This window comes from Halobacillus sp. SY10 (assembly GCF_045401165.1).
Classification (GTDB): domain Bacteria; phylum Bacillota; class Bacilli; order Bacillales; family Halobacillaceae; genus Halobacillus; species Halobacillus aidingensis.
Genome location: NZ_CP174345.1, coordinates 2174570 through 2196552, shown reverse-complemented (window position 1 = coordinate 2196552; position 21983 = coordinate 2174570). Strand labels below are relative to the sequence as shown.

General features: G+C 42.0%; 21 protein-coding genes and 1 other RNA gene. 18 read left to right on the top strand and 4 right to left on the bottom strand.

Going from position 1 to position 21983, the window contains the following annotated elements; all coding sequences use genetic code 11:
* The first annotated feature begins 43 nt into the window (after positions 1-43).
* The 6 genes from ACJA3J_RS11190 to nth all read left to right on the top strand — a co-directional run bounded on the left by ACJA3J_RS11190 (position 44) and on the right by nth (position 4668).
* Complete coding sequence (locus ACJA3J_RS11190) at positions 44-214, top strand: YpmA family protein (RefSeq protein ID WP_089652552.1); 171 nt, start codon at positions 44-46, stop codon at positions 212-214.
* Complete coding sequence (locus tag ACJA3J_RS11185; RefSeq protein WP_181898715.1) at positions 177-704, top strand: DUF5590 domain-containing protein; 528 nt, start codon at positions 177-179, stop codon at positions 702-704. The genes ACJA3J_RS11190 and ACJA3J_RS11185 overlap by 38 nt, the downstream gene beginning before the upstream one ends.
* A gap of 15 nt (positions 705-719) precedes the next feature.
* Complete coding sequence (locus ACJA3J_RS11180; protein WP_406944044.1) at positions 720-1904, top strand: pyridoxal phosphate-dependent aminotransferase; 1185 nt, start codon at positions 720-722, stop codon at positions 1902-1904.
* 18 nt (positions 1905-1922) lie between these two features.
* The gene (gene asnS, locus ACJA3J_RS11175) at positions 1923-3215 is read left to right on the top strand and encodes an asparagine--tRNA ligase (protein ID WP_160912074.1); all 1293 of its coding nucleotides are present in this window, start codon (positions 1923-1925) and stop codon (positions 3213-3215) included.
* A 92-nt stretch (positions 3216-3307) separates the two neighbouring features.
* Entirely contained in the window at positions 3308-4003 is a 696-nt protein-coding gene (locus tag ACJA3J_RS11170) for a DnaD domain-containing protein (RefSeq protein WP_089652549.1), read from the top strand.
* An 8-nt stretch (positions 4004-4011) separates the two neighbouring features.
* Positions 4012-4668, top strand: a complete 657-nt coding sequence (gene nth / locus ACJA3J_RS11165) for an endonuclease III (RefSeq protein WP_089652548.1) — start codon at positions 4012-4014, stop codon at positions 4666-4668.
* Between the two features lie 40 nt (positions 4669-4708).
* On the opposite strand, the gene ACJA3J_RS11160 is transcribed toward nth, so the two are convergent.
* Positions 4709-7399, bottom strand: a complete 2691-nt coding sequence (locus ACJA3J_RS11160) for a PBP1A family penicillin-binding protein (RefSeq protein WP_406944043.1) — start codon at positions 7397-7399, stop codon at positions 4709-4711.
* 16 nt (positions 7400-7415) lie between these two features.
* The gene (gene recU / locus ACJA3J_RS11155; RefSeq protein ID WP_406944042.1) at positions 7416-8006 is read right to left on the bottom strand and encodes a Holliday junction resolvase RecU; all 591 of its coding nucleotides are present in this window, start codon (positions 8004-8006) and stop codon (positions 7416-7418) included.
* Between the two features lie 593 nt (positions 8007-8599).
* Between recU and ACJA3J_RS11150 the strand changes: the two genes are divergently transcribed.
* Both ACJA3J_RS11150 and ACJA3J_RS11145 read left to right on the top strand, forming a co-directional pair.
* Complete coding sequence (locus tag ACJA3J_RS11150) at positions 8600-8866, top strand: hypothetical protein (protein ID WP_089652545.1); 267 nt, start codon at positions 8600-8602, stop codon at positions 8864-8866.
* Between the two features lie 56 nt (positions 8867-8922).
* Positions 8923-9294: a YppE family protein gene (locus ACJA3J_RS11145; protein WP_406944041.1), complete on the top strand. Its 372-nt coding sequence runs from the start codon at positions 8923-8925 to the stop codon at positions 9292-9294.
* Positions 9295-9354: 60 nt separating this feature from the next.
* Here ACJA3J_RS11145 and ACJA3J_RS11140 read toward each other — a convergent pair whose 3' ends face one another.
* Entirely contained in the window at positions 9355-12402 is a 3048-nt protein-coding gene (locus ACJA3J_RS11140) for an efflux RND transporter permease subunit (protein WP_406944040.1), read from the bottom strand.
* A gap of 173 nt (positions 12403-12575) precedes the next feature.
* Here ACJA3J_RS11140 and ACJA3J_RS11135 point away from each other — a divergent pair, with 173 nt between their 5' ends.
* From ACJA3J_RS11135 to ACJA3J_RS11105, 7 genes are all read left to right on the top strand, one after another.
* The gene (locus ACJA3J_RS11135; protein WP_406944039.1) at positions 12576-12986 is read left to right on the top strand and encodes a cytidine deaminase; all 411 of its coding nucleotides are present in this window, start codon (positions 12576-12578) and stop codon (positions 12984-12986) included.
* 265 nt (positions 12987-13251) lie between these two features.
* Positions 13252-13875 (top strand): CotD family spore coat protein, encoded by a 624-nt coding sequence (locus tag ACJA3J_RS11130; RefSeq protein WP_406944038.1) that lies wholly within the window; start codon positions 13252-13254, stop codon positions 13873-13875.
* Positions 13876-13959: 84 nt separating this feature from the next.
* Entirely contained in the window at positions 13960-14523 is a 564-nt protein-coding gene (locus tag ACJA3J_RS11125; RefSeq protein WP_406944037.1) for an SLOG family protein, read from the top strand.
* A gap of 77 nt (positions 14524-14600) precedes the next feature.
* A complete protein-coding gene (gene gpsB / locus ACJA3J_RS11120; protein ID WP_089652604.1) occupies positions 14601-14909 on the top strand; it encodes a cell division regulator GpsB in 309 nt (102 codons plus the stop codon).
* A gap of 95 nt (positions 14910-15004) precedes the next feature.
* An RNA gene (gene rnpB / locus ACJA3J_RS11115) (RNase P RNA component class B) lies at positions 15005-15379 on the top strand.
* A 142-nt stretch (positions 15380-15521) separates the two neighbouring features.
* Positions 15522-16691, top strand: a complete 1170-nt coding sequence (locus tag ACJA3J_RS11110; protein WP_406944036.1) for a class I SAM-dependent RNA methyltransferase — start codon at positions 15522-15524, stop codon at positions 16689-16691.
* A gap of 72 nt (positions 16692-16763) precedes the next feature.
* The gene (locus ACJA3J_RS11105; RefSeq protein ID WP_406946292.1) at positions 16764-18230 is read left to right on the top strand and encodes a carboxypeptidase M32; all 1467 of its coding nucleotides are present in this window, start codon (positions 16764-16766) and stop codon (positions 18228-18230) included.
* A 41-nt stretch (positions 18231-18271) separates the two neighbouring features.
* On the opposite strand, the gene ACJA3J_RS11100 is transcribed toward ACJA3J_RS11105, so the two are convergent.
* The gene (locus ACJA3J_RS11100) at positions 18272-18826 is read right to left on the bottom strand and encodes a hypothetical protein (RefSeq protein WP_406944035.1); all 555 of its coding nucleotides are present in this window, start codon (positions 18824-18826) and stop codon (positions 18272-18274) included.
* 123 nt (positions 18827-18949) lie between these two features.
* Between ACJA3J_RS11100 and ACJA3J_RS11095 the strand changes: the two genes are divergently transcribed.
* The 3 genes from ACJA3J_RS11095 to ACJA3J_RS11085 all read left to right on the top strand — a co-directional run bounded on the left by ACJA3J_RS11095 (position 18950) and on the right by ACJA3J_RS11085 (position 21699).
* Positions 18950-19717, top strand: coding sequence for an SDR family NAD(P)-dependent oxidoreductase (locus tag ACJA3J_RS11095; RefSeq protein ID WP_406944034.1), 768 nt, complete (start codon positions 18950-18952; stop codon positions 19715-19717).
* Between the two features lie 388 nt (positions 19718-20105).
* Positions 20106-21188 (top strand): type III polyketide synthase, encoded by a 1083-nt coding sequence (locus tag ACJA3J_RS11090; RefSeq protein WP_406944033.1) that lies wholly within the window; start codon positions 20106-20108, stop codon positions 21186-21188.
* 1 nt (position 21189) lies between these two features.
* Positions 21190-21699, top strand: coding sequence for an isoprenylcysteine carboxyl methyltransferase family protein (locus ACJA3J_RS11085; protein ID WP_406944032.1), 510 nt, complete (start codon positions 21190-21192; stop codon positions 21697-21699).
* Positions 21700-21983 lie beyond the last annotated feature (284 nt).

The following is a 21983-nucleotide window of genomic DNA, read 5'->3' as shown; positions in this document are numbered from 1 at the left end:
TTATAATAAAAAGCGGACCCCGCACAATGGAGGTTTTTAACCGATGGAAAATAAGATTGAAACGTTATCGACGGTCAGAATCCAAAAGTCTGATGATCTTTATAAAATTGTCGATACATTGAACCGCACACTGAAAGAAAATAATCTGATGTTTGGGTTGGCACTGGATGATGACGATGCTGAGACCGCAGTCTTCACCATTTACCGTACCTAGTTGGTTGAAGTGGAGCCTTGCGATAGTAGGAACCCTCTTTATTCTAGCTTTTATCCTTTTCCTATGGGTATATATAGATGTGAATCAGGACCGGAAAGAGGGTCACCCTCAAGCAGAAGCGATTGCTAGAGAACAAGGGGACCTTACAAGGATCGACCATGTTTCTACATACCATGGCGAAAGAGAATTTCATATCGTCCAAGGAATCAACGAATCCAAAGAAGCATCTATTTTATTCATAGACATCAAGGAAAAAAAGATCCTTGATGAGGTTCCTGAAGAAGAAGCGCTGCCTTTGGAGGAGATGCGCTCCCGGTGGGGGAATACATGCTCCAATTGTACATTCAAAGATATACAATATGGTTTTGAGGAAAACGAACCTGTTTTTCAATTGACTTATATCGATGAACAGAACCGTTACGTACTGGATTATTTTACATTGCAGGGTGAAGCGTTTGATCAGCGTTTTGCTTTCAGACAGAATGAGTAAAAGGAGTGAACGTTTATGGAATTAGCACAACGCGTGCAAGCTTTAACACCATCAACAACATTGGCAATCACAGCCAAAGCGAAAGCATTGAAGGCAGAAGGTCATGATGTGATTGGATTGGGAGCTGGCGAGCCCGATTTCAATACACCCTCTTATATTTTGGATGCTGCCAAGCGTGCGATGGATGAGGGAATGACGAAATACACACCAGCTGGCGGTGTTCCTGAGCTGAAGAACAGCATTACAGCAAAACTGAAACGCGACCAAGACCTAACCTACACAAATGAACAAATCATCGTTACCACAGGTGCGAAACATGCATTGTTCACTTTGTTCCAGGTCCTCTTGAATAAGGGGGATGAAGTCATCGTTCCGGCTCCATACTGGGTCAGTTATCCAGAACAGATAAAACTCGCTGAAGGTACGCCTGTGATTGTTTCAGCAGAGGAATCCAATGACTTTAAGCTTACACCAGAGCAACTCAAAGAAGCCATCACACCTAAAACGAAAGCTGTGATCATTAATTCACCAAGTAACCCGACAGGTATGATGTACTCGGAATCAGAATTAAAGGCGCTCGGCGAAGTGTGCCTTGAGCATGATGTCCTCATTGTATCGGATGAAATCTACGAAAAATTGATCTATACAAATGAAAAACATGTTTCCGTAGCTCAGCTTTCAAAAGAACTCTATGATCAAACGATTATTATCAACGGGGTTTCCAAGTCCCATTCTATGACAGGGTGGAGAATCGGTTTCGCTGCGGGAAATAAAACGGTCATTAAAGCGATGTCCAATATGGCTTCCCATTCGACATCTAATCCGACGACCATTGCCCAGTACGCAGCACTCGCTGCTTATACGGCATCTGAAGAAAAAGTAGACGAAATGAAAGAAGCGTTCAAAGAGCGACTGGACGTGCTTCACAAGCGTCTTGTACAAATTCCTGGTGTGAACTGTGCGAAACCATCAGGCGCTTTTTACCTTTTCCCGAATGTGAAAGAAGCAGTTGAACAGGGTGGCTTTGAGAACGTGGATGCATGGGTGAAAGCTCTACTAGATGAAGAAAAAGTTGCGCTCGTACCTGGGTCTGGATTCGGAAGCCCTGATAATGTGCGCCTGTCCTATGCGACATCTCTGGATCAGCTTGAAAAAGCAGCTGATCGAATCGAACGTTTTGTAAACAAACATCAATCTTAAGCTTTTGGAGGTTTTAGTGTGAAAACAACTATTTCTGAAGTATCAAAATATGTAGGCGAAGAAGTGACGTTAGGAGCTTGGCTTAGTAACAAACGCTCCAGTGGTAAAATTGCATTCTTGCAACTTCGTGATGGAACAGGGTTTATGCAAGGGATCGTCGTTAAAGCAGAAATCGGGGAAGATAAGTTTCAAGATGCTAAAGCTTTAACACAGGAGTCTTCTCTTTATGTGACAGGTGTGATCGTGGAAGATACTCGTTCGCCACTTGGGTATGAAATGCAAGTGAAAGATTTTGAAGTCATTCACGAAGCTGTCGACTATCCAATCACACCAAAGGAACACGGTCCAGAGTTCCTGATGGATCACCGCCATTTGTGGTTACGATCTAAGCGTCAACATGCCGTCATGAAAGTACGAAATGAAATCATTCGATCCACTTACGAATTTTTCAATGACAATGGGTATGTCAAAATTGACCCTCCTATTCTTACGGGATCATCGGCGGAAGGAACGACAGAACTCTTCCATACGAAATATTTTGATGAAGATGCCTATTTGTCTCAAAGTGGTCAGCTTTACATGGAAGCTGCGGCGATGGCGTTTGGACGAGTATTCAGTTTCGGACCAACGTTCCGTGCTGAGAAATCAAAAACCCGCCGTCATTTGATTGAATTCTGGATGATTGAGCCTGAAATGGCCTTCATGGACCATGAAGACAGTCTTCAAGTACAGGAACAGTATGTTTCTCATGTCGTTCAATCGGTTCTTAAAAACTGTAAGATTGAACTTGATGCACTCGGTCGTGACACAGAGAAACTTGAAAAAATTCAAGCTCCATTCCCGCGCATTAGTTATGACGATGCCATCCAACTTTTGAAAGATAAAGGATTTGATGATATCGAATGGGGAGAAGATTTTGGAGCCCCACATGAAACAGCTATTGCTGAAAGCTATGATAAGCCTGTTTTCATAACGAATTATCCTGCTGAAATCAAAGCATTCTATATGAAGCCAGACCCAGAGCGTCCGGAAGTGGTCCTATGTGCCGACTTGATCGCTCCTGAAGGGTACGGTGAAATTATCGGTGGATCTCAAAGAATTGATGATCTCGAGTTAATGCAACAGAGGTATGAAGAACATGATCTCACAGGGGATGCGTACAAATGGTATTTACAATTACGTGAGTACGGTAGTGTTCCGCACTCTGGCTTCGGACTAGGACTTGAACGTACGGTCGCTTGGATTTCAGGAGTCGAGCACGTTCGCGAGACTATTCCATTCCCTCGTTTATTGAATCGACTTTACCCGTGATCACCAATCATGTGGATGAACGAACACCGATTTAACGCCTGTGGCGTATCGGTGTTTTTCATTCCATGAAGATTAAGAATGGAGGGATTGATTTGGCTAAATACCAAAGCTTTCAGAACATCATGGATAACCAAATGGTCGTTCCAACCAAACTTCTTGAACATTTTCATCAGCTGAAGTTGAATGAAACAGAATTGGTCGTTCTTTTGCAAATTCACCGTTTTCGCACAGAAGGCAACGGTTTTCCTACACCTGAACAACTGGCAGCTCATCTTTCCATTACAGCGCAAGAATGTTCACGAGTGCTTAGAAGCCTGATACAAAAAAGAATGATGACGATTGAACAAAATCAAAATGAAGATCGTGTGCTTAATGAGTACTATTCATTGGAGCCTTTGTGGGAAAAACTTTTTGCTGCATCACCGAAACCTCAAACGAATGACCGGTCGTATGATGAGAATATTTTTCCGTTGTTCGAGCAAGAATTCGGGAGACCCCTGTCTCCATTTGAAATTGAAACCATCAATATATGGCTTGATGAGGAAGATCAATCCCCTGCATTGATCAAGGCCGCGTTAAGAGAAGCTGTATTAATGAGCAAATTGAATTTTAAATACATTGACCGCATCCTGAGGGAGTGGAAACGTAAAGGTGTCAAAACGGTGGAGCAAGCCCGGGAACAGGGCAAGCAGTTCCGCCAAGGCCAACAGGCACCAAAAACACAAAAGCAGGAAAATAAGAAGCGGGATATCTCCCTTTACTATAACTGGTTGGAGGAGGATTCTTAAAACATACGATGTTGAATAAACAGCAAATCCGTCATTGTTTAGATACGTTTGAAGAAATGTTTCCTGAGGCCGAGTGCGAATTAACACACAGCAATCCTTTTGAACTCCTCGTTGCTGTCGTTCTCTCTGCTCAAGCGACAGATGCATTAGTGAACAAAGTGACCCCTCACCTTTTTGAAAAATATAAAAAGCCCGAGGACTATATCGCTGTTCCATTAGAAGAGCTCCAGGATGATATCAAACGGATCGGCTTATACAGGAACAAGGCAAAGAACATAAAGAAGCTTTCCCAAACACTTGTGGAGAAATTTAATGGGGAAGTTCCCCCGACAAAAAAAGAGCTGGAAAGTTTAGCAGGAGTGGGGAGGAAAACGGCAAACGTCGTAGCTTCCGTTGCTTTTGATGAACCTGCAATAGCAGTGGATACACACGTGGAGCGTGTTTCCAAACGCCTCGCTCTTTGTCGATGGAAAGATTCTGTGTTGGAAGTCGAAAAGACGTTGATGAGGAAAATACCGGTGGAAGAGTGGAGTGTGACCCATCACCGGATGATTTTTTTCGGCCGCTATCACTGTAAAGCGCAGCGTCCGAATTGTGAAGAGTGTCCTTTATTATTTCTGTGCAGGGAAGGACAAAAACGAATGAAAAAGAAAGAGAAGTCCTAATAAAAATACCCTCTCGAATTTTCGAGAGGGTATTTTTTGTTTAGGCCGCATCTTGTTGATTATCCTGATCCTCTTCAGCTGGCGGTTGTTCTTCATCAGAACCACTATTTCCTTCTGAACCACTGTCTCCACCTGAACCAGAACCATCATTTTGATTTTGGTCATCGTTTTCACTGTCATCATTATTTTCAGATCCATCGTCTTGTCCATCGTTTTGTCCATTGCCTTGACCGTTGCCTTGGCCGTTGCCTTGATCATTACCTTGACCATCACCGTTATTGTTACCGTTTCCGCCGTTATTTCCTTGTCCGTCTCCCTCGTTGTTTTCTTCAGGAGGACCTTCACCTTCAGCGTTTTCTTCTTCATCTTCCTGATTTTCTCCGTCTTCGGATTCTTCAGGATTTTCCTGTTCAAGAGAACCTGGAGCTTGAACTTTGACGGTAGCCGGATCACTATTTGCTGTATTATCGTCATCACTGATGACCACTACAGCAAATTCGTAGGAAGCACCCGGATCAACGTTCGTAATCTCGACACTCGTTTCTTTCGTTGTTGTCAATTCTCTCATTTCTCCACCATCAATAGAGGCAGCAATACGGAAACTGACTCCATCTGTATTTCCGTAGGACCAAGAGAGATCTATACTGGATGTTTCTTCATTGAATTTACCTGCCAACGATTGGACGGGATCCAGCTTCTGATAAGTTTCTGATACTTTAGAAGGCTGATTATCTACATGGAATAGTTCTGTCACAATCCGGTCCGAAGGTGTATATTCACTAGGTAAACGTGCTGGTCTGGAACCTTTTTCTACATCTACCCATGCAACGGAATCCGGTTTAGTAAAGTCAGCCGTTTCTATTCCTTGCGATAATTGACTCATCAGGGGCTTGTAAATCTGTTTGGGTATATCTTTTGCCGCCTGGGACATTGGATCTTCTCCATCGTAACCAGACCAAATGGATATGGAATAGTTCGTTGTGTACCCATTGAACCAGGAGTCTGATGCAGAATCTCCACGGTTTGTCGTTCCAGTTTTACCTGCGTCATTAATACCCGGTACATTGGCAGCTGTTCCTGTACCTTCACTCATAGTTGTTTTCAGCATATCAGAGATCATGAAGGCCGTGTAGCTGTTCATGGCAGACTTAGGCTCCGGAGTCAGTTCAATCGTTCCTTCACCGGGTACTTCGACTTTTGTTACAGTATGCGGTTCATTATATACACCTTCATTACCAAAGGCAGCGTAGGCAGCCGCCATTTCTTTAGGGTTTGTTCCCACTCCGCCTCCAATGGCATCTGAAAGCATAAAACCTTTCTCAGGTATTTTAAAGCCGAGTCCACTTGCGAACTCTTCAGCTTTATCGACCCCTGTTTCTTCCATTAATTTAATGGTTGGGATATTTAATGAACGGCTTAAAGCATATCTCGCTGATACCCATCCTCTGAACTTATTATCAAAATTATTGGGTGTCCATCCGTTATTGACGTCAAATTCAGTTTTTTCATCTTTAATCTGATGATAAGTGGACATTTTATTATATTGAATCGCTGGTCCATAGGCTGTAATCGGTTTGAATGTTGAACCTGGTTGACGATTGATTTGTGTGGCCGTATTGAATTGACCTTTTTGGTAGTTTCGGCCTCCACCAATCGCTCGAATGGCACCTGTCTGTGTATCGGTTACAGCAACTCCCGCCATTAATTTTTCATCCGGCCACGGAGTAGGGCCTTCATTACTTAAGAGCTGCTGAACTTGTTCCTGAGCTTTAGGATCGAGCGTTGTATAAATTTTCAACCCGTCCTTATATATATCTGAACCATCCATTTTCTCTTTAATTTCACGTTCCACTTCATCCAGGAACGCTTGGAATGGTGCTTCTTTTTCAGGTTGTCTTTCAATCAACATGTCTTCGACCTTCACTTGTCGTGCTTCTTCTGCTTCAGCTTCTGTTATTTTCCCATGTTGTACCATCAAACTAAGAACCGTGTTCATTCGATCCTTCGCTAAATCTGGATTTTCAAATGGCATGTACCCACTCGGCCTTTGAGGGAGACCTGCCAATAGGGCAGCTTCAGGCAATGTTAGCTCACTGAGCTCTTTCTTACCAAAATAAGTTTCCGCAGCTTCAGCAACCCCGTAAGCCCCAGCACCATAGTAAATCTTATTCAGGTACATTTCTAAAATCTTTTCTTTGGAATATTCCTGATCTAACTTAATAGCCAAATACTGTTCTTGCACTTTACGTTTTATGGTTTTATCTTTCGTCAAAAATGATTCTTTGACGACTTGTTGTGTGATTGTACTCGCTCCTTCAGCACCGAACCCGCCAGTGATGTTCGCCAGTACGGCGCCTCCGATTCTACGGAAGTCAATACCGATATGATCGAAAAAGCGTACATCTTCTGTCGCTAATACAGCGTCTTCAAGAACGGTAGGAATGTCGTTGTATGTGATTTTCGTCCGCCGTTCGTCTCCGGCTAAATCAGCAAACAAGTCTCCGTTTTTGTCATAAACTTTGGAAGAGAATGGATCGGATAATTTCGATTCATCTAAACTTGGAGCCGTAGCGACATAATAGGCGAATAGTGCTCCAACCCCTAACATCAGAACAACTCCGATGGTTAAGAGGGTCATAAAAATCCTTTTGAATTTTGAATTGCTTTTTCCTTTTTTCGATGATTTCTTTTGTTTTCTTCTTGCTGTACGTGACTGGCTATCGTTGGCCATTTACATTTCCTCCATTTCAGAAATAAAGCTTATCGATGGCAGTGGCATAGTGAACCCTGGCCTGATAATGAAAAGGGATTTTGATTCCTTCATTTGTGATATAAGCATAAGGAATCGATTTCCTTCCACCATTCCACTGATCTTCCCAAAAAGAAAAAATCGCTGAGGATGGCAGGAGGTATGTCTCGTCCAGAGGTGTGAACTTTATGATCATAAAGCTAATTCCACCATGTGCTTGGACAGCCCTCATATGGTCAATCTGGTGTTGGTGAACGTTACTTAATGGAAAAGACGTTTTGTTTTTCGTTTCTTTAGCCTCAAAATCGATGTACTTCCCACGATAAACTCCATTAAAGTCTGTCGTTGAGGCTTGTTTGAAATACGCTTCTTTAATGACAGCGGCGCTACGCTTCGGGTAATCCACTTGTACAATTTGAACAGGCGTGGGTTTTTTATGGACCACCGCTACTCCTGCTTGCAGATAATATTCATTTGTTACATTAATGTCTTCTTCCAGTGACATTCCCCTGTTACTGAAATCCGGTTTTGTTTTTCCTTTGGGAGCCAAATTTGTCTTGGAACCACGTCTCCCATTGGGATAATTCACAACCAATCCCTCCCTATAGCCATGAGAGTATCATACCAAATTTTCGTGTCCAAGAATATATACATGCGACTCATTTTATTTAGACGTATAAAAGAAAGGAAAGTTTCACCTGTTCACACGATTGACACATATAAGGAATCCGCCATGACTATCTTCCCTTCCATATTCCATTCAAAACCCTAATCATATTCCTTCGATAATGGAAGGGGTTTTTTGTCTCGTGTAGTGAGTGAATGGTATCCTTTACTCCCGAAATTATTAAATCGAAAGAAGAGGGAATAGAACATTGTTGTTTCTGCTGTTTCAAATGTTTTTTATAAAAAAAGCTGCTGCTATAAAAAATAGCAACAGCATCTGTCCAATCACGTAGAAGGACGGTTCTCACCAGCTAATTTAGGATTGTCCGTTTTTGCTGGTGTCGGTTTCTTATTTTTCTGTTCTTTTTTCTTAGCCATATGCTTTTCTCCTTTTATGTCGAAGATTAAAGTCTGGTTTGACTTGTTTTGTTGCTTTAGTTCTAGTCTTGTCATCCGTAGAGGAGTTATGCATGCAATAGAGAATTTGTATAACACCAATAAAAGGGGGAGTAGTGTATGAAGAAAAATAGTGTCATCACACCAAATGAATTTGAGGAACAGCTCTCGCACTTACAGGAAAAATTCTCCTTACTTGAGCGCAGGTTGTCGATCAAAACAGATGAAATCGTGTTTAATATGGCCGTCTCCCACCGTAAAGAAATGGATGAATTGAAGAATGAAGTCTTCGGGCTTCGTGATGAATTAAGGAAGATGAAAAGAGAACGTCGGTATGAATATATGGGTAAGGTTGCTCAACAGGCCAGACGTCGTTCCGTAGGTTGATTTTGATGCCCTTTGTTCCCTCATGATATTATGAAGGAGGAAAGGTGTGGGAAGTAATGAATTTAAAAGCCAATACGAATGAATTGAAGCGACTAATTGATGAACGACATCAACGCTTTTTAAATACGGAAGGTCCCGTGGAAAAAAAGAGCTATGACTTTTTTAATCAGGTTAAAAAAGAAACGGATCCGATGTTCCATTTGACCAACGAATGGGTCAAGGAAGCAGAAGCCTTCGTGAAAGACCGAAAAACGAATGTGCATCCGAACCAAGTGAAATCAACACATGAAAATATTGAAATGATCATCCTTCATAGTTATTACTTGGATGTCCATCGCAAAAGGTTCAAAGAATTATATCAATCCTCCCATTATGTTTTGGATATGGTACTTGACGATATAGAACGAAATGAAAAAAGCTCCCAATAAGGGAGCTTTTTTCATTTGAATGAAGTTTTAAAGGGTATCCTTTAATCCCACATCCGCCAGTTATTTTCTGGATATTAACAAGTAAAACGATGGAACAAGCAAAAGTGTGAGTACTGTTGAAAAGGCGAGACCGGATACAATCGATACCGCCAGTGGCTTGAAAAGTACATCTCCTGTATAAATGATTGGTGCAAGGGCTGCAATTGATGTTAACGATGTCAGGACGATTGGGCGGATTCTTGCTCGACCTGCTTCAATGACAGCTTCTACATTACTGGTATATCGTTCCCGGTTCTGCTCAATAAACTCGACAAGGATGACGGAGTTCCTTACAACAATACCAGAAAGGGAGACGATGCCTAATACAGCTAAGAAACTGAGCGGTTCCCCTGAAACGAAAAGTCCGATTATGGCCCCTGTTACGGCTAAAAATACGGTTCCTGTGATCAGTAAAGGCATAAGCAGGGAATTGAACTGGATGGCAATCGTCAAATAGATTAAGAACAAGACGATGACAAATAGCTTCGTTACTTCTACAAAGAACTCGGAACGTGCATCCGATTCGCCGCTTTCAACAAGCGAATAACCTTCCGGAAGGTCATTTTTAATGTCGTTTATGACTCCCGATGATTGTTGACTGAAGCTACTTTCCATTCCCTCTTCAGGATATGCTTCAACTGTGATGGTGCGTTCTCCATCCAAGTGCGGAATTACACCGATCCGTTCAGTTGAATCTGTTGTGATAATTTCATCAAGTGTAAGGATTTCTGGTGGGCCATCACCTTGACTCGACTGCTGGCTGACAACGTTCAGCTCAGATAGGGCTACACCATCCTCTACGCCGTCGTCGACCATTACTTCTATCGGTAAGCGTTCTACACCATTGTCGAAAGTGCCTAAAGGTACTCCGATATTTGCCAATTGGAGTTGAGATGTAATTTGGTTGATCGCAATATTATTTTCCGCAAGCAGTGTACGATCAGCATTGTATTCCGTGAAAGGCTGTGTCTCGGCATTTAGTGTAGCTATTTCAGCACCTTCCAGCTCACTTAATCGATTTCTTGCTTCCTCTGCCTCGGAAATCAATGTTTCAATTTCAGGACCTTGGATTTGGATCTGGACAGGTGGTGAAGGTGGTGGACCAGAAACAATGGTTTCAAGGAAAATTTCACTTTCCGGGAACTCTTCCCTTAAAGGCTCCTCCCATTCCTCTATAAAGTCACTAGCACTCGTCTGGTCCCTGTCTACCCGGACCAGCACTTGACCTGTATTCTCACCGGAACGCTGCAATCCTGAACTGAATAAGTTAGGAAGGCCACTACCTGAATAGATGGCTGTTTCAGTAATGTTTTCTTCAGATTCCTCTAGAAATTCGGTTAATTCTTGTAACCCTTGTTCTGTTTCCTGAATCGTAGTTCCTTGAGGGTTCTCAACAGAAATGGTGACTTCAGGACGATCAGCAGCAGGGAAAAACTCAAACGGAATCCGAATGGCGAGTGTAGCTAATAGGGCACACACAACAAGACCAATTAAGGAAGTGACTAGTGGCTTTTTCGTAGTAGTAGGAAGAATCCTGTCAGCGTAGATACGTTCTACTCGATCAAACAAACCACCAAGAAGTCCCGATTTTGCTTTTTTAGATTTTTTCCTCCGTTTTTTCCTTGCATATTGAACGGTAGGTATGAAGGTCAGAGCAATGATGGTGGATGCCAACACCGTAAAGATTAAGACAGATGGCAGGGCTCTGATGAAATCCCCGTTCGATCCCGATAGAAACGTCAAAGGCAGGAAACTGAAAATGATCATGAGTGTGGAAGTAATGATGGACTTGCCGACTTCCCTCACACCCCGGATTGTACCTTCCATCGGGCCATCTCCGAGTTGAAATCTTCTTTGAATGTTGTCATTGACGACAATAGCGTCGTCTACCAAAATACCAATGGCTATAATCATTCCAATGACTGAAATTTGATTTAAATCCACTCCGACATATGGAAGAGGGATTAAACCAATGAGAATGGATATTGGGATCGATAAAGCAACGAGAATCGCTGACGATAACGGAAGACCCAGTACCATAATGATGATGACAGCAAGAAACGAAATAGCAAAGGAAGTAATCAGATTCGAAAAGACTTCATCAATGATTGTGCTTTGTGTGTAAAATCGATCGACCTGAATTTCTGATGGCAGCTGTTCTGACAAAACATTAATCTTGTCTGTCAATTCTTTTTGAAGGGCACTAATGTTTACCCCTTCTTCAGTAAGTACGGTGACAGATAGAGCAGCCTGGTCTTTATAAGTAATAAGGTCTTCAACTTCTTGGTTTGTAATCTCTATGGACCCAATTTCTGCGAGGGTGACAGGCTCTCCTTCCGAGCTATTTCCGACAAATAAACTCTCCAATCCTTCAATGTCTGAATATTTCTCGAAAATTAGTTGATGGATGGTGCCATCTCTTTGTTCTGAACCAATTGGTGAAGGTCCTAATTCTTCACTCAAAGAACTGATTACGGAAGATGGAGATATTTGCAACTCATTCAATTGGTCATTATCCAAACTGACAGCTACTTTTTGATCGGGCAGGCCTTTGACTAAAACGGAATCGACACCAGGGGTCTTGGTCAATTCTGCCTTCCATTCTTTTAATTCTTCGCGTAAGTTAAATAATTCTGTTCGCTCATCACTGTATAAGTGATAGGAAGCAACGGCTGACATCGTAGTGTCTGTGTTCACGTCAGGGGCTTGGACTTCCTCTGGAAAAGACCTTGATACTTCTGATACGGCTTGCCGGATCTTGGCATTCGTTGTATCTGTATCTTCATCCCCGGATAGAGTAGCGGTCACTGTACCGAATCCTGTTGTGGACGCAGAGGTGATCTCATCAATCCCTTCTGTATTCGAAAGCTCTTCTTCTATAGGATTGATGATTGTTCGTTCCACTTCTTGAGGTGTTGCTCCAGGATAAACCGTGGAAATAGATGAGACATTTACATTAATTTCAGGAATTTCCCTTTTTGGTAGTTGCAGATAGGTGAAAATCCCTGTGAAAATCAATAACAAAATAAAAATCCAAATGATTTTGTTGTAATTTAAAATTGACTTCATTTTGTTCCTCCTAACCTATATGATTTTAATGCTCTTTCAGTATAAACTTTTTTCCGACACATGTGTCAATTAAATGCTCCCCCGATGTGCTACACCAAAGCGAATATGAAACCGCTTTACATTTTGCTAATATTCATATATAATGACCTTCCCATGAGTAGGGAGGGATGTAAATGGAATCAAACCAACTAATCAATGAAGCTAAAAAGATAAGGGAAAAAGCTTATGTACCTTATTCTAAATTCCCCGTAGGTGCTGCTCTAGTCACAAAAGATGGAACCCTTTATACGGGATGCAATATTGAAAATGCCGCCTATCCGGTTACCTGTTGTGCTGAAAGAGTGGCAATTTTTAAAGCCGTTTCTGATGGACATGACAAATTCAAGGAACTGGCCGTTGTCGCTGACACGAAAAGACCGGTTCCGCCATGTGGATCTTGTCGTCAAGTCATGAGTGAATTCTTCCAGTCTGATGTTAAAATTCACACTACGAATCTGCACGGGGATACTAAAACATTTACAATGGAAGAAATACTTCCATTTTCGTTTTCTTCTGCTGATCTATCAGAAGAAGAGGCGGAATAGGCAGGAAAAGGATGAGACTCTCATCCTTTTTTTATTTATCCATTTGAAGAAATCACTAATTAGATTGAGAACTTGTTCTAATCCCATCCCTCTAGTCCAAATGCTTTAAAACAGGATGCTTCTGCAGGAGGTTAACAAATGTTTATTCAAATGATTGGGTATCTGTCATTAAGAAAGTAAAGGATATGATGATATCGCCTAGTACATTCACGCTCTTTGTGACATACGCTGATAAGGAATAAAAAGAACAAGGAGTGAAAGCACAATGCATCAACATTCTATGCAGGACTCTTGCGGCTGTGGACCTATGTCTCCGATGTCTTCTCCAGCCGGAAACCGTAGACCGATCGTCTGTCCTGTCCAAAATTGTGTAGTGGATAATTACTTCTGTGAAAACCAAGATTACATTCACCCTACGCACATTCTCGTGCGAAACAATCACACGTTGAATAACAACCACTATTTCCCATATATGGTTTCTGAGCAAAACAACTTCCGAACTCAAGACTTCGCTTTTCCTCAAGGGTCTTCACCAGACTATAACTGGATGGATTATATGAATCCTCAAGACATGGGTCAAATGCCTTCGGGTCAAGGCCAAATGCCGATGATGAACGAAGAGGATATGGAAGAGATGGAAGGTATGATGGGCCAAGGTGGTCAAATGCCAATGATGGGTCAGGGCCAAATGCCGATGATGGGTGACGGTCAGATGCCAATGATGGGTCAGGGCCAAATGCCGATGATGGGTGACGGTCAGATGCCAATGATGGGCCAGGGCCAAATGCCGATGATGAGTGACGGTCAGATGCCAATGATGGGCCAGGGTCAAATGCCGATGATGGGCCAGGGACAGATGCCAATGATGGGTTCAGGCTCAAATAGTTAAGATGAGATAAGCCACGAAACTGTGGCTTATTTTCTTTTTTTTATGAAACATATTAAAATAAATGAAGGATAAGGAGGAAGAACATTGAAAACCATTGTTGTGACGGGTTATAAACCGATGGAAATGGGTATTTTCAAGCATAATGACCAAAAAGTCGATTTCGTAAAAGAGACCATAAAAAGAAGATTACTTACCTACATAGAAGAAGGTTTGCAATGGGTGCTCATTTCAGGACAAATGGGAGTCGAGTTATGGACGGCAGAAGTCGTGCTCGATCTAAAAGAAGAGTATGATGTGAAATTAGGCGTTCTTCCACCTTTTGAAAACCAGGAAGAGCGATGGCCTGAAGATCTTAAGCTTGTTTATGAAGAAATAACAATGACCGCCGATTTCTACCAGCCGATTTATAATAAAGGGTATGAAGGTCCTTATCAATTCAGAGCAAAAGATCAATTTCTAATCGATCACTCGGAAGGATGTCTCGTTTTGTATGATGAAGATACAGAAGGTAGTCCACAATATTTCTTAAGAGTAGCGAAAAAGGCTCAAGATCAAGGAGGGTATGAGATCGTTTATATTACTCCATTAGACCTTGAAGAGACGGTAGAAGAGCTTCGGATGGCCGATCCAGATTTCTGGAGTCAATAAATGTTCCAGATTTGAAATTGACATTTTGGTGACCTTTTGAAAAAATGGATATAATGTGTGAAACAGAGGTGAGAAAAATGAACTTAGAAGAGTATCATTTAAGCGGAAAGGATATACTTGAGAAAGACTTTAAAACGTCTATGAGAGGGTATAACCAGGAAGAAGTAGATGAGTATCTGGACTTGATTATTCAGGATTACGACCGTTTTCAACAGGAAATTGAACGCCTGCAGCAGGAAAATGATCGTTTGAAGAAAATGTCATCACGGGAAACGACACAGAGACAAAGGCAACCATCCACGAATAATCATCAAGTGAATTATGATATTTTGAAGCGTGTTTCAAACTTAGAGAAGGCTGTTTTTGGCAATAAATACGCTGACTAGTATTCAATTTTTTCCAATGACAAGCGAGTAAGTGTCTGTTATAATGGTTTAGCACGTCTTAAGAGACGCAGTGACAAATGATAATGCTCATTTGAATACTCGGGTAATCGCTGTATAGGTTTCTATACAGAGGAAAGTCCATGCTCGCACAAGCTGCGATGCTTGTAGTGTTCGTGCTTGACGAAACCATAAGTCAAGGGAGTTCTTTAGAACTTACGGCAGGGAAAATTCCTAAGTCTCTGATATGGAATGACTACCTTGAAAGTGCCACAGTGACGGAGCCGGAGTAGAAATACTTCGGGTGGAACGAGGTAAACCCCACGAGCGAGCAACCCAAATATAGGTAGGGGCACTTTTCAATGGGAAATGAACCAGAGGAGAGGCCGTTTGACGGCAGATAGATGATTGCCACCGGAGTACGAGGTTGACCACCGTTTGCAGTACAATGGCACAGAACATGGCTTACAGAGTATTCAAAGGTCGCTAATGATACAGATGACACCCTTCTGAAAAGCCGTATGCTTTTTAGAAGGGTTTTTTCTTTTTGTAATGCATTTATTAGTGAACGAAATCGTTTTTGTTTGTTCATGCTACATATGAAGGAGGTTCATTATGTCGAAAAAAGTTACGTTGATTGCAACGGCAGCTATGGGACTTGAAGCCATAGTGGGTAAAGAGGTTAAAGCTTTAGGCTATGAAGACATTCAGATAGAAAATGGAAGAGTTATATTTGAAGCGGACGTTTCAGCAATACCGAGAGCCAATCTTTGGCTTCGGACAGCGGATCGTGTCAAATTGTTGGTTGGAAAGTTCAAAGCCACATCATTTGATGAACTTTTTGAAAACACGAAGGCATTGCCGTGGGAAACTTTTATAGAGGAAGACGGAGAATTTCCTGTTGTTGGTAAATCGGTGAAATCGAAGCTATACAGTGTTCCGGATTGTCAATCGATTGTTAAGAAAGCGATAGTAGAACGATTGAAGGTCAAACATGGCATTGATTCATGGTTGAAAGAAACCGGGGCCTTTTACAGAGTAGAAGTGGCGATTCATAAGGATGAAGCGTTATTGACAATTGATACATCAGGAAGTGGACTGCATAAGCGAGGATATCGCGTAGGCCAAGGGGAGGCGCCATTAAAAGAGACACTGGCCGCTGCACTCGTACAGATTACAAATTGGACCCCTGATCAACCGTTTGTGGATCCGTTTTGTGGTTCAGGGACGATTGCCATAGAAGCCGCATTAATTGGTCAGAATATCGCACCTGGTTTTAACAGGGAATTCGCTTCAGAGAATTGGAGTTTCATACCGCAGAAGGTTTGGGATGATGCGTTTCAAGAAGCGGAAGATTCAGCGAATTATGACCAGCCACTTCAAATCTTCGGCTCTGACATTGACCCCGACCTGATTGAAATCGCGAAAAAAAATGCAATGGAAGCAGGACTCGGAGAATTGATCACTTGGAAACAAATGCAGATGAGTGATTTCAAACCGAAGCAGGAAAACGGGTACCTCGTGTCTAATCCTCCTTATGGAGAGCGTATGGGTGAGCGGGAAGAAGTGGAAGAGATGTATCGCAACCTTGGTGCGATTATGCGTGATCATCCATCTTGGAGTGTGTACATTCTTACTTCTCATGAAGGGTTTGAGAAACTTTACGGTAAGCCTGCCACTAAAAAACGGAAGCTCTTCAATGGCTTTATCAAAACGGATTATTATCAATATTTCGGCAGGAAGCCAAAATCGAAGCCTGACAATGGCAAAGGATTCGGTTTCTAATTTGTTTGATAAAGTTATTCATTTAGGTGAAGGGGAGAGGTAGATTTGAGTCATACAACCGAACAGAAATTTATGGATCTATTAAAAGAACAATCGGCTTATGGGGAAGCGATCGGGCTGATGGCTTGGGATATGAGAACAAAAGCCCCACGAAAAGGAATCGAAGGTCGTTCGGAAGTGATCGGGGTCATGTCCCAAAAAGTTCATGAGATTCAGACCTCGGAGGAAATGCGCCATTATATTGATGAACTCAAAGGAAAGACCCAAGATCCCATGTTAAAAAGAGCGGTGGAAGAAGCGGAGGAAACGTACAACAAAACGGCTAAGATTCCAGCCGATGAGTATAGAGCTTATGTTACGCTCCAAACCAAAGCTGAATCCATGTGGGGAGAGGCGAAAAGCAACAACGACTTCGAAAGTTTCCGCCCATACTTGGAAAAGTTGGTCGAGTACAACCGCAAATTCGCAGATTATTGGGGATATGAAAACCATCGTTATGATGCTTTGTTGAACAATTACGAACCGGGCGTAACTGTGAAGGTCCTGGATGAAGTGTTTCCAAAAGTGAGGGAAGCTTTATCTTCTCTTCTTAAACAGATCAAAGAAGCGCCAAATCAACCTGACCCCTCAGTCCTGAAGGGCCGCTTCCCGAAAGAATGCCAAGCTGAGTTCAGTGAAGCGATTTTAGAGCGCATGGGTTATGATTTTGATGCCGGACGTTTAGATGAGACGGTGCACCCTTTTGCGATCGGACTGAATACCAATGATGTGAGGGTAACAACGAAATACGACGAAAAAGATTTCCGGACAGCTGTCTTTGGAACGATTCACGAAGGAGGCCATGCCCTTTACGAACAGAACATCGATCCAAAGCTTGCTTTTACACCACTTGCGGACGGGACTAGCATGGGTATTCATGAATCACAGTCTTTGTTTTGGGAGAATTTCATCGCTCGTAGTGAAGGCTTTTGGAGAAATCATTATGAGTTGTTCAAGAACTATGCCCCTGAGCACTTCCAACACTTATCCCTTGAGAAGTTTTATCCAGCTGTCAATGAAGTGAAACCATCCTTGATTCGGATTGAAGCGGACGAGTTGACGTATTGTTTGCACATTATGGTCCGCTATGAGTTGGAAAAAGCTTTGATTGCTGGTGAAATTGAAGTGAAGGACCTCCCTGAACTGTGGAATCAAAAGATGGAAGACTACCTTGGAATCACGCCTGAGAGTGATTCTGAAGGAGTCCTTCAAGACATTCACTGGTCGGGTGGGGATTTCGGCTACTTTCCATCCTATGCATTAGGATACATGTATGCGGCCCAGTTGAACTCCAAGATGAGAGAAGAAATTGATGTGGATCGATACATTGAAGAAGGCGACTTTCACAAAGTAAAGGAATGGCTGACGGAAAACGTCCATCAGTATGGAAAAATGAAAAAACCGCTGCAAATCTTAAATGACATTACTGGTGAAGGATTGAATCCTGATCATCTTATAGATTATTTAACAAATAAATATAAAAAAATCTATCAGTTTTAACATGAAAAAAGCCCGGCTGGATAAGCCGGGCTTTCTGTTATTTAAGACATTTCTTCCATCAGATCTGGAGTTGCTGGGAAGCCAGCTTCTTTAAGGATTTCATTGAATTGATCGTTGAATTCTGTGAATTTCTCTTCCGCTGCCGTGAAGTCTGCATTTTCCATGTTTTCATTTAATGCTTTCTCCACACCTTCATAATAGGCTTGAAGGGAAGGGAGTGTTTCTTCGAATTTTGTCATGACATCTTCAGGTAGATCAGCTTCAACTGTATAATTGTCGACCATGGAAGAAGCTTCGCTTGCTGCTGTCTTAGCTTCTTCAGCTGCAGATTGGATCGCTTCTGGATCAGGTTCTTCTGCTGAGACTGCTGCTTTATAAGCAGAAATTTTCTGTTGGTATGGTTTGAAAGTGTTCGTCAGAGCAATTTGAGCACTTAGCAATTCTTTCTTCACCTTTTGTTCATCATTTTCCTGATTTTCTGTCGTGTCTTCTGTCTGGTTTTCTGTGTCTGCGTTTGTGCCTTCTTCCGTGTCATTGTTACATCCTGCTAAAACAAGTGCTCCGGAAAGGCCTAAAGCTAACAACCATTTTTTCATACAGACAACCCCCTTTTTTCTATTGACGATTTTCATTCTATGTCAGGCTTTCCCTTATGTAAAGAAATTGCAAAAATGTTATACTATACTGAAAATTCAATACTATTGATGGAGGCTATTGCAATGTACTTACCAGACTTTAGATTAGAAAAAAAACTTGCTGTGATTACAGGAGGAACGAAAGGAATTGGTAAGGCCATCACTCTCGCTTTTGCAGAATCTGGTGCGGATGTGATTGTGATCGCCAGAAACTTGAAAGACCTTGAACAGACAAAAAAAGAAGTGGAAGAGCTTGGACAACAGGCGTCAATCATCTGTAAGGATATTAACGATTATAAGGAGATCACCCAGGAGGTTGAGAACGTTCGTGATGGGCGGGATCTTGACATATGGGTCAATAATGCAGGGATGAATATCAGAAGTGAAGCAGAAAGGGTAACAGAGGAAGAATGGGACCAGATTATATCGACGAATATGCGCAGTGCTTTCTTTCTGTCTCAATATGCAGGTCAAGTGATGAAATCCTCTAAGAAGGGGAAAATTATTAACATCTCTTCTGTCGGGGGCCATACAGCTTTACGTACGGGAGTCGTTTATGCCATGACGAAAAGCGCGCTTATCCAAATGACGAAAAACCTGGCCCTTGAATGGGGGAAATATAATATCAATGTCAATGCGATCGGCCCCTGGTATTTTCCAACCTCGCTCACAGAAAGACTCCTTCAGGATGAATCCTATGTCCAGGAAATTCTTGAACGAACACCACTGAAAAGGATTGGTAAATTAGAGGAATTGAGCGGTGCCGCTGTATTCTTAGCTTCAGACGCTGGAAATTATATGACAGGTCAGACGTTGTTTGTTGACGGAGGTATGACCATTTACGGATTTTAATCGAACCCATTACTTACCTGGGTGTGAGCTCCATAGAGTGACATAGCAAAAGCGCCATAAGAAAATGGCGCTTTTGCTATGTCATCCATGGTTTTTCTTCAATCATTAAAATCAAAAAAAGTTGATGTTCCTGTTCAATGCTCAAACGGATCAGAAATCCTTTACTGAAATCTTCCACCTATCTTTTTCTTACAATGACCGTCGGTGTAGTGATATCAATGGACAGTTCATGCTTAGAATTGAGTCAGGCAGTAATAGACTGTTTTAAAGATCTCCGAATCCTCTCCAAAATAGATTGATTTGACATAGGATCATCGTGCCGCGAAAGACGCCATTTACAGACATAATTTCCTCTTTTTTGTACATAGTAAAAAAAAGGAGGATGAAAATGCCATACATACTATCTTCAGGCGTTCAATGTGCTGACTATTCCTGTAATCAATCCGATGTTCAAGAGCTCGTTTATGAATTGTTTCCTCTAAAAGATCACGAGAAAAAAAGGTTGATGCCGATTTTTGAACACGCAAATATTGAAAAGCGGCAATTCGCTGCTCCATTAGAGTGGTTTAAAGAAAATCATGGATTAGAAGAGAGGAACCATTTATACCATACGAAAGCATTAGCCTACAGTTTACAAGCGGTCGCTTCTTGTTTAAAGAACCTAACGGGAGAGAAGGAATTTTCTACAGCAGATATCGATCATCTCATTTTTGTTTCTTCCACTGGCATTTCCACCCCTACTCTCGATGCTTATATTATGAATGAACTCGGTTTCAGGGAGGATACGAAACGAACGCCTTTGTTTGGGCTTGGATGTGCAGGAGGAACAAGCGGTGTCGCTAAAGCTTATGAATGGCTGCTCGGCCATCCGGATCAGAATGTTCTTGTTATTTGTGCAGAACTTTGCAGCTTGACCTTTCAGGCGGAGGATGCCAGAGTGAGCAATTTCGTAGGTACTGCTTTATTTGGGGACGGAGCTTCCGCTGTTTTAGTAGCGGGGGACCAATCCCCCTTATTGAAGAAAAAAAAGCATCCTCTTCCCAGAATTATCAATTCCAGTTCCAGAACAAAAGCTCACAGTACAGATGTGATGGGGTGGAGGGTTGTGGATACAGGTTTTGAAGTTATTTTTAATAAAAGTATCCCCCGGTTAGTCAAGGAATTTTGGAGTGTACATGCGGAACAAGTCGTACACAACAATGGATGGCTCGTTAAAGACCTGCCTTTCATTGTTGCTCATCCCGGCGGTAGAAAAGTGTTGGAAGCCTACGAGGAAGTATTTGATTTGAATGAGGAGGCTTTAACTATTCCGAGAAAGGTGTTATCCGCTCATGGGAATATGTCCTCCCCAACGGTACATTTTGTGCTGCATGAAGTCTTAAAGACGAAACATGAAAAAGGGACGAAATCGATCATGACTTCTCTCGGACCTGGATTTAGTTCAGAAATTGTCAGTTTGGAGTGGGAATAGAATGGAGATTTTTTTATGGATGATCTTAGCTTTTTTAATATTTCAGCGGTTAGGCGAACTTGCCCTGGCTAATCGGAATCGTAAGTGGATGGTGGAAAGAGGTGCAAAGGAGTGGGGGCAAGGTCACTATTTCTTGTTCATTCTTTTACACAGCTCATTTTTTGTATGTGTCATTGCGGAGTTCGTTTGGACGCCATATGTTCAGCAACCATTTTTTTATATCGCGCTCATCGGGTTCTTCGTGTTACAGATTCTTAGAATCGCTTGCATTCGAACTTTAGGAAAACGGTGGAATACGAGAGTTCTCGTATTACCGGATGAAGAGCCCATTCGAAAGGGGATCTACCGGTTTGTGAAACACCCGAATTATGTAATCGTTTTTTTTGAATTGATGGTCATCCCTGTGTTGTTTCATGCTTATTTAACGGCACTGATTTTCCCATTCCTACACTTGCTTGTCCTCACGGTGAGAATTCCTGCCGAGGAAAGGGCATTACAGGAACGAATGTAAATGTGCAAAAAACATTGCTCATTTCTTGAGTGTCTGTTAAGATTCTAATTAGAAATGAAATTCATTTTCAATTAGAAAGGTGAGAACAAAAATGGTGGTTTTCATAATGTTAACAGTCGCCGTTTACAGTAGTTTGATGATTTTCGTATTAGCTAAGTTGGGAAGCGTCCCTGCTCAAACCGTGATGAATGTCTTCAGAATGAAAAACCAAAGTTCTCATTTCTACCACAAAAAAAGATATGAACGGACCCTTTCGGCCAGGTGAATGCACCTGGCTTTTCTTA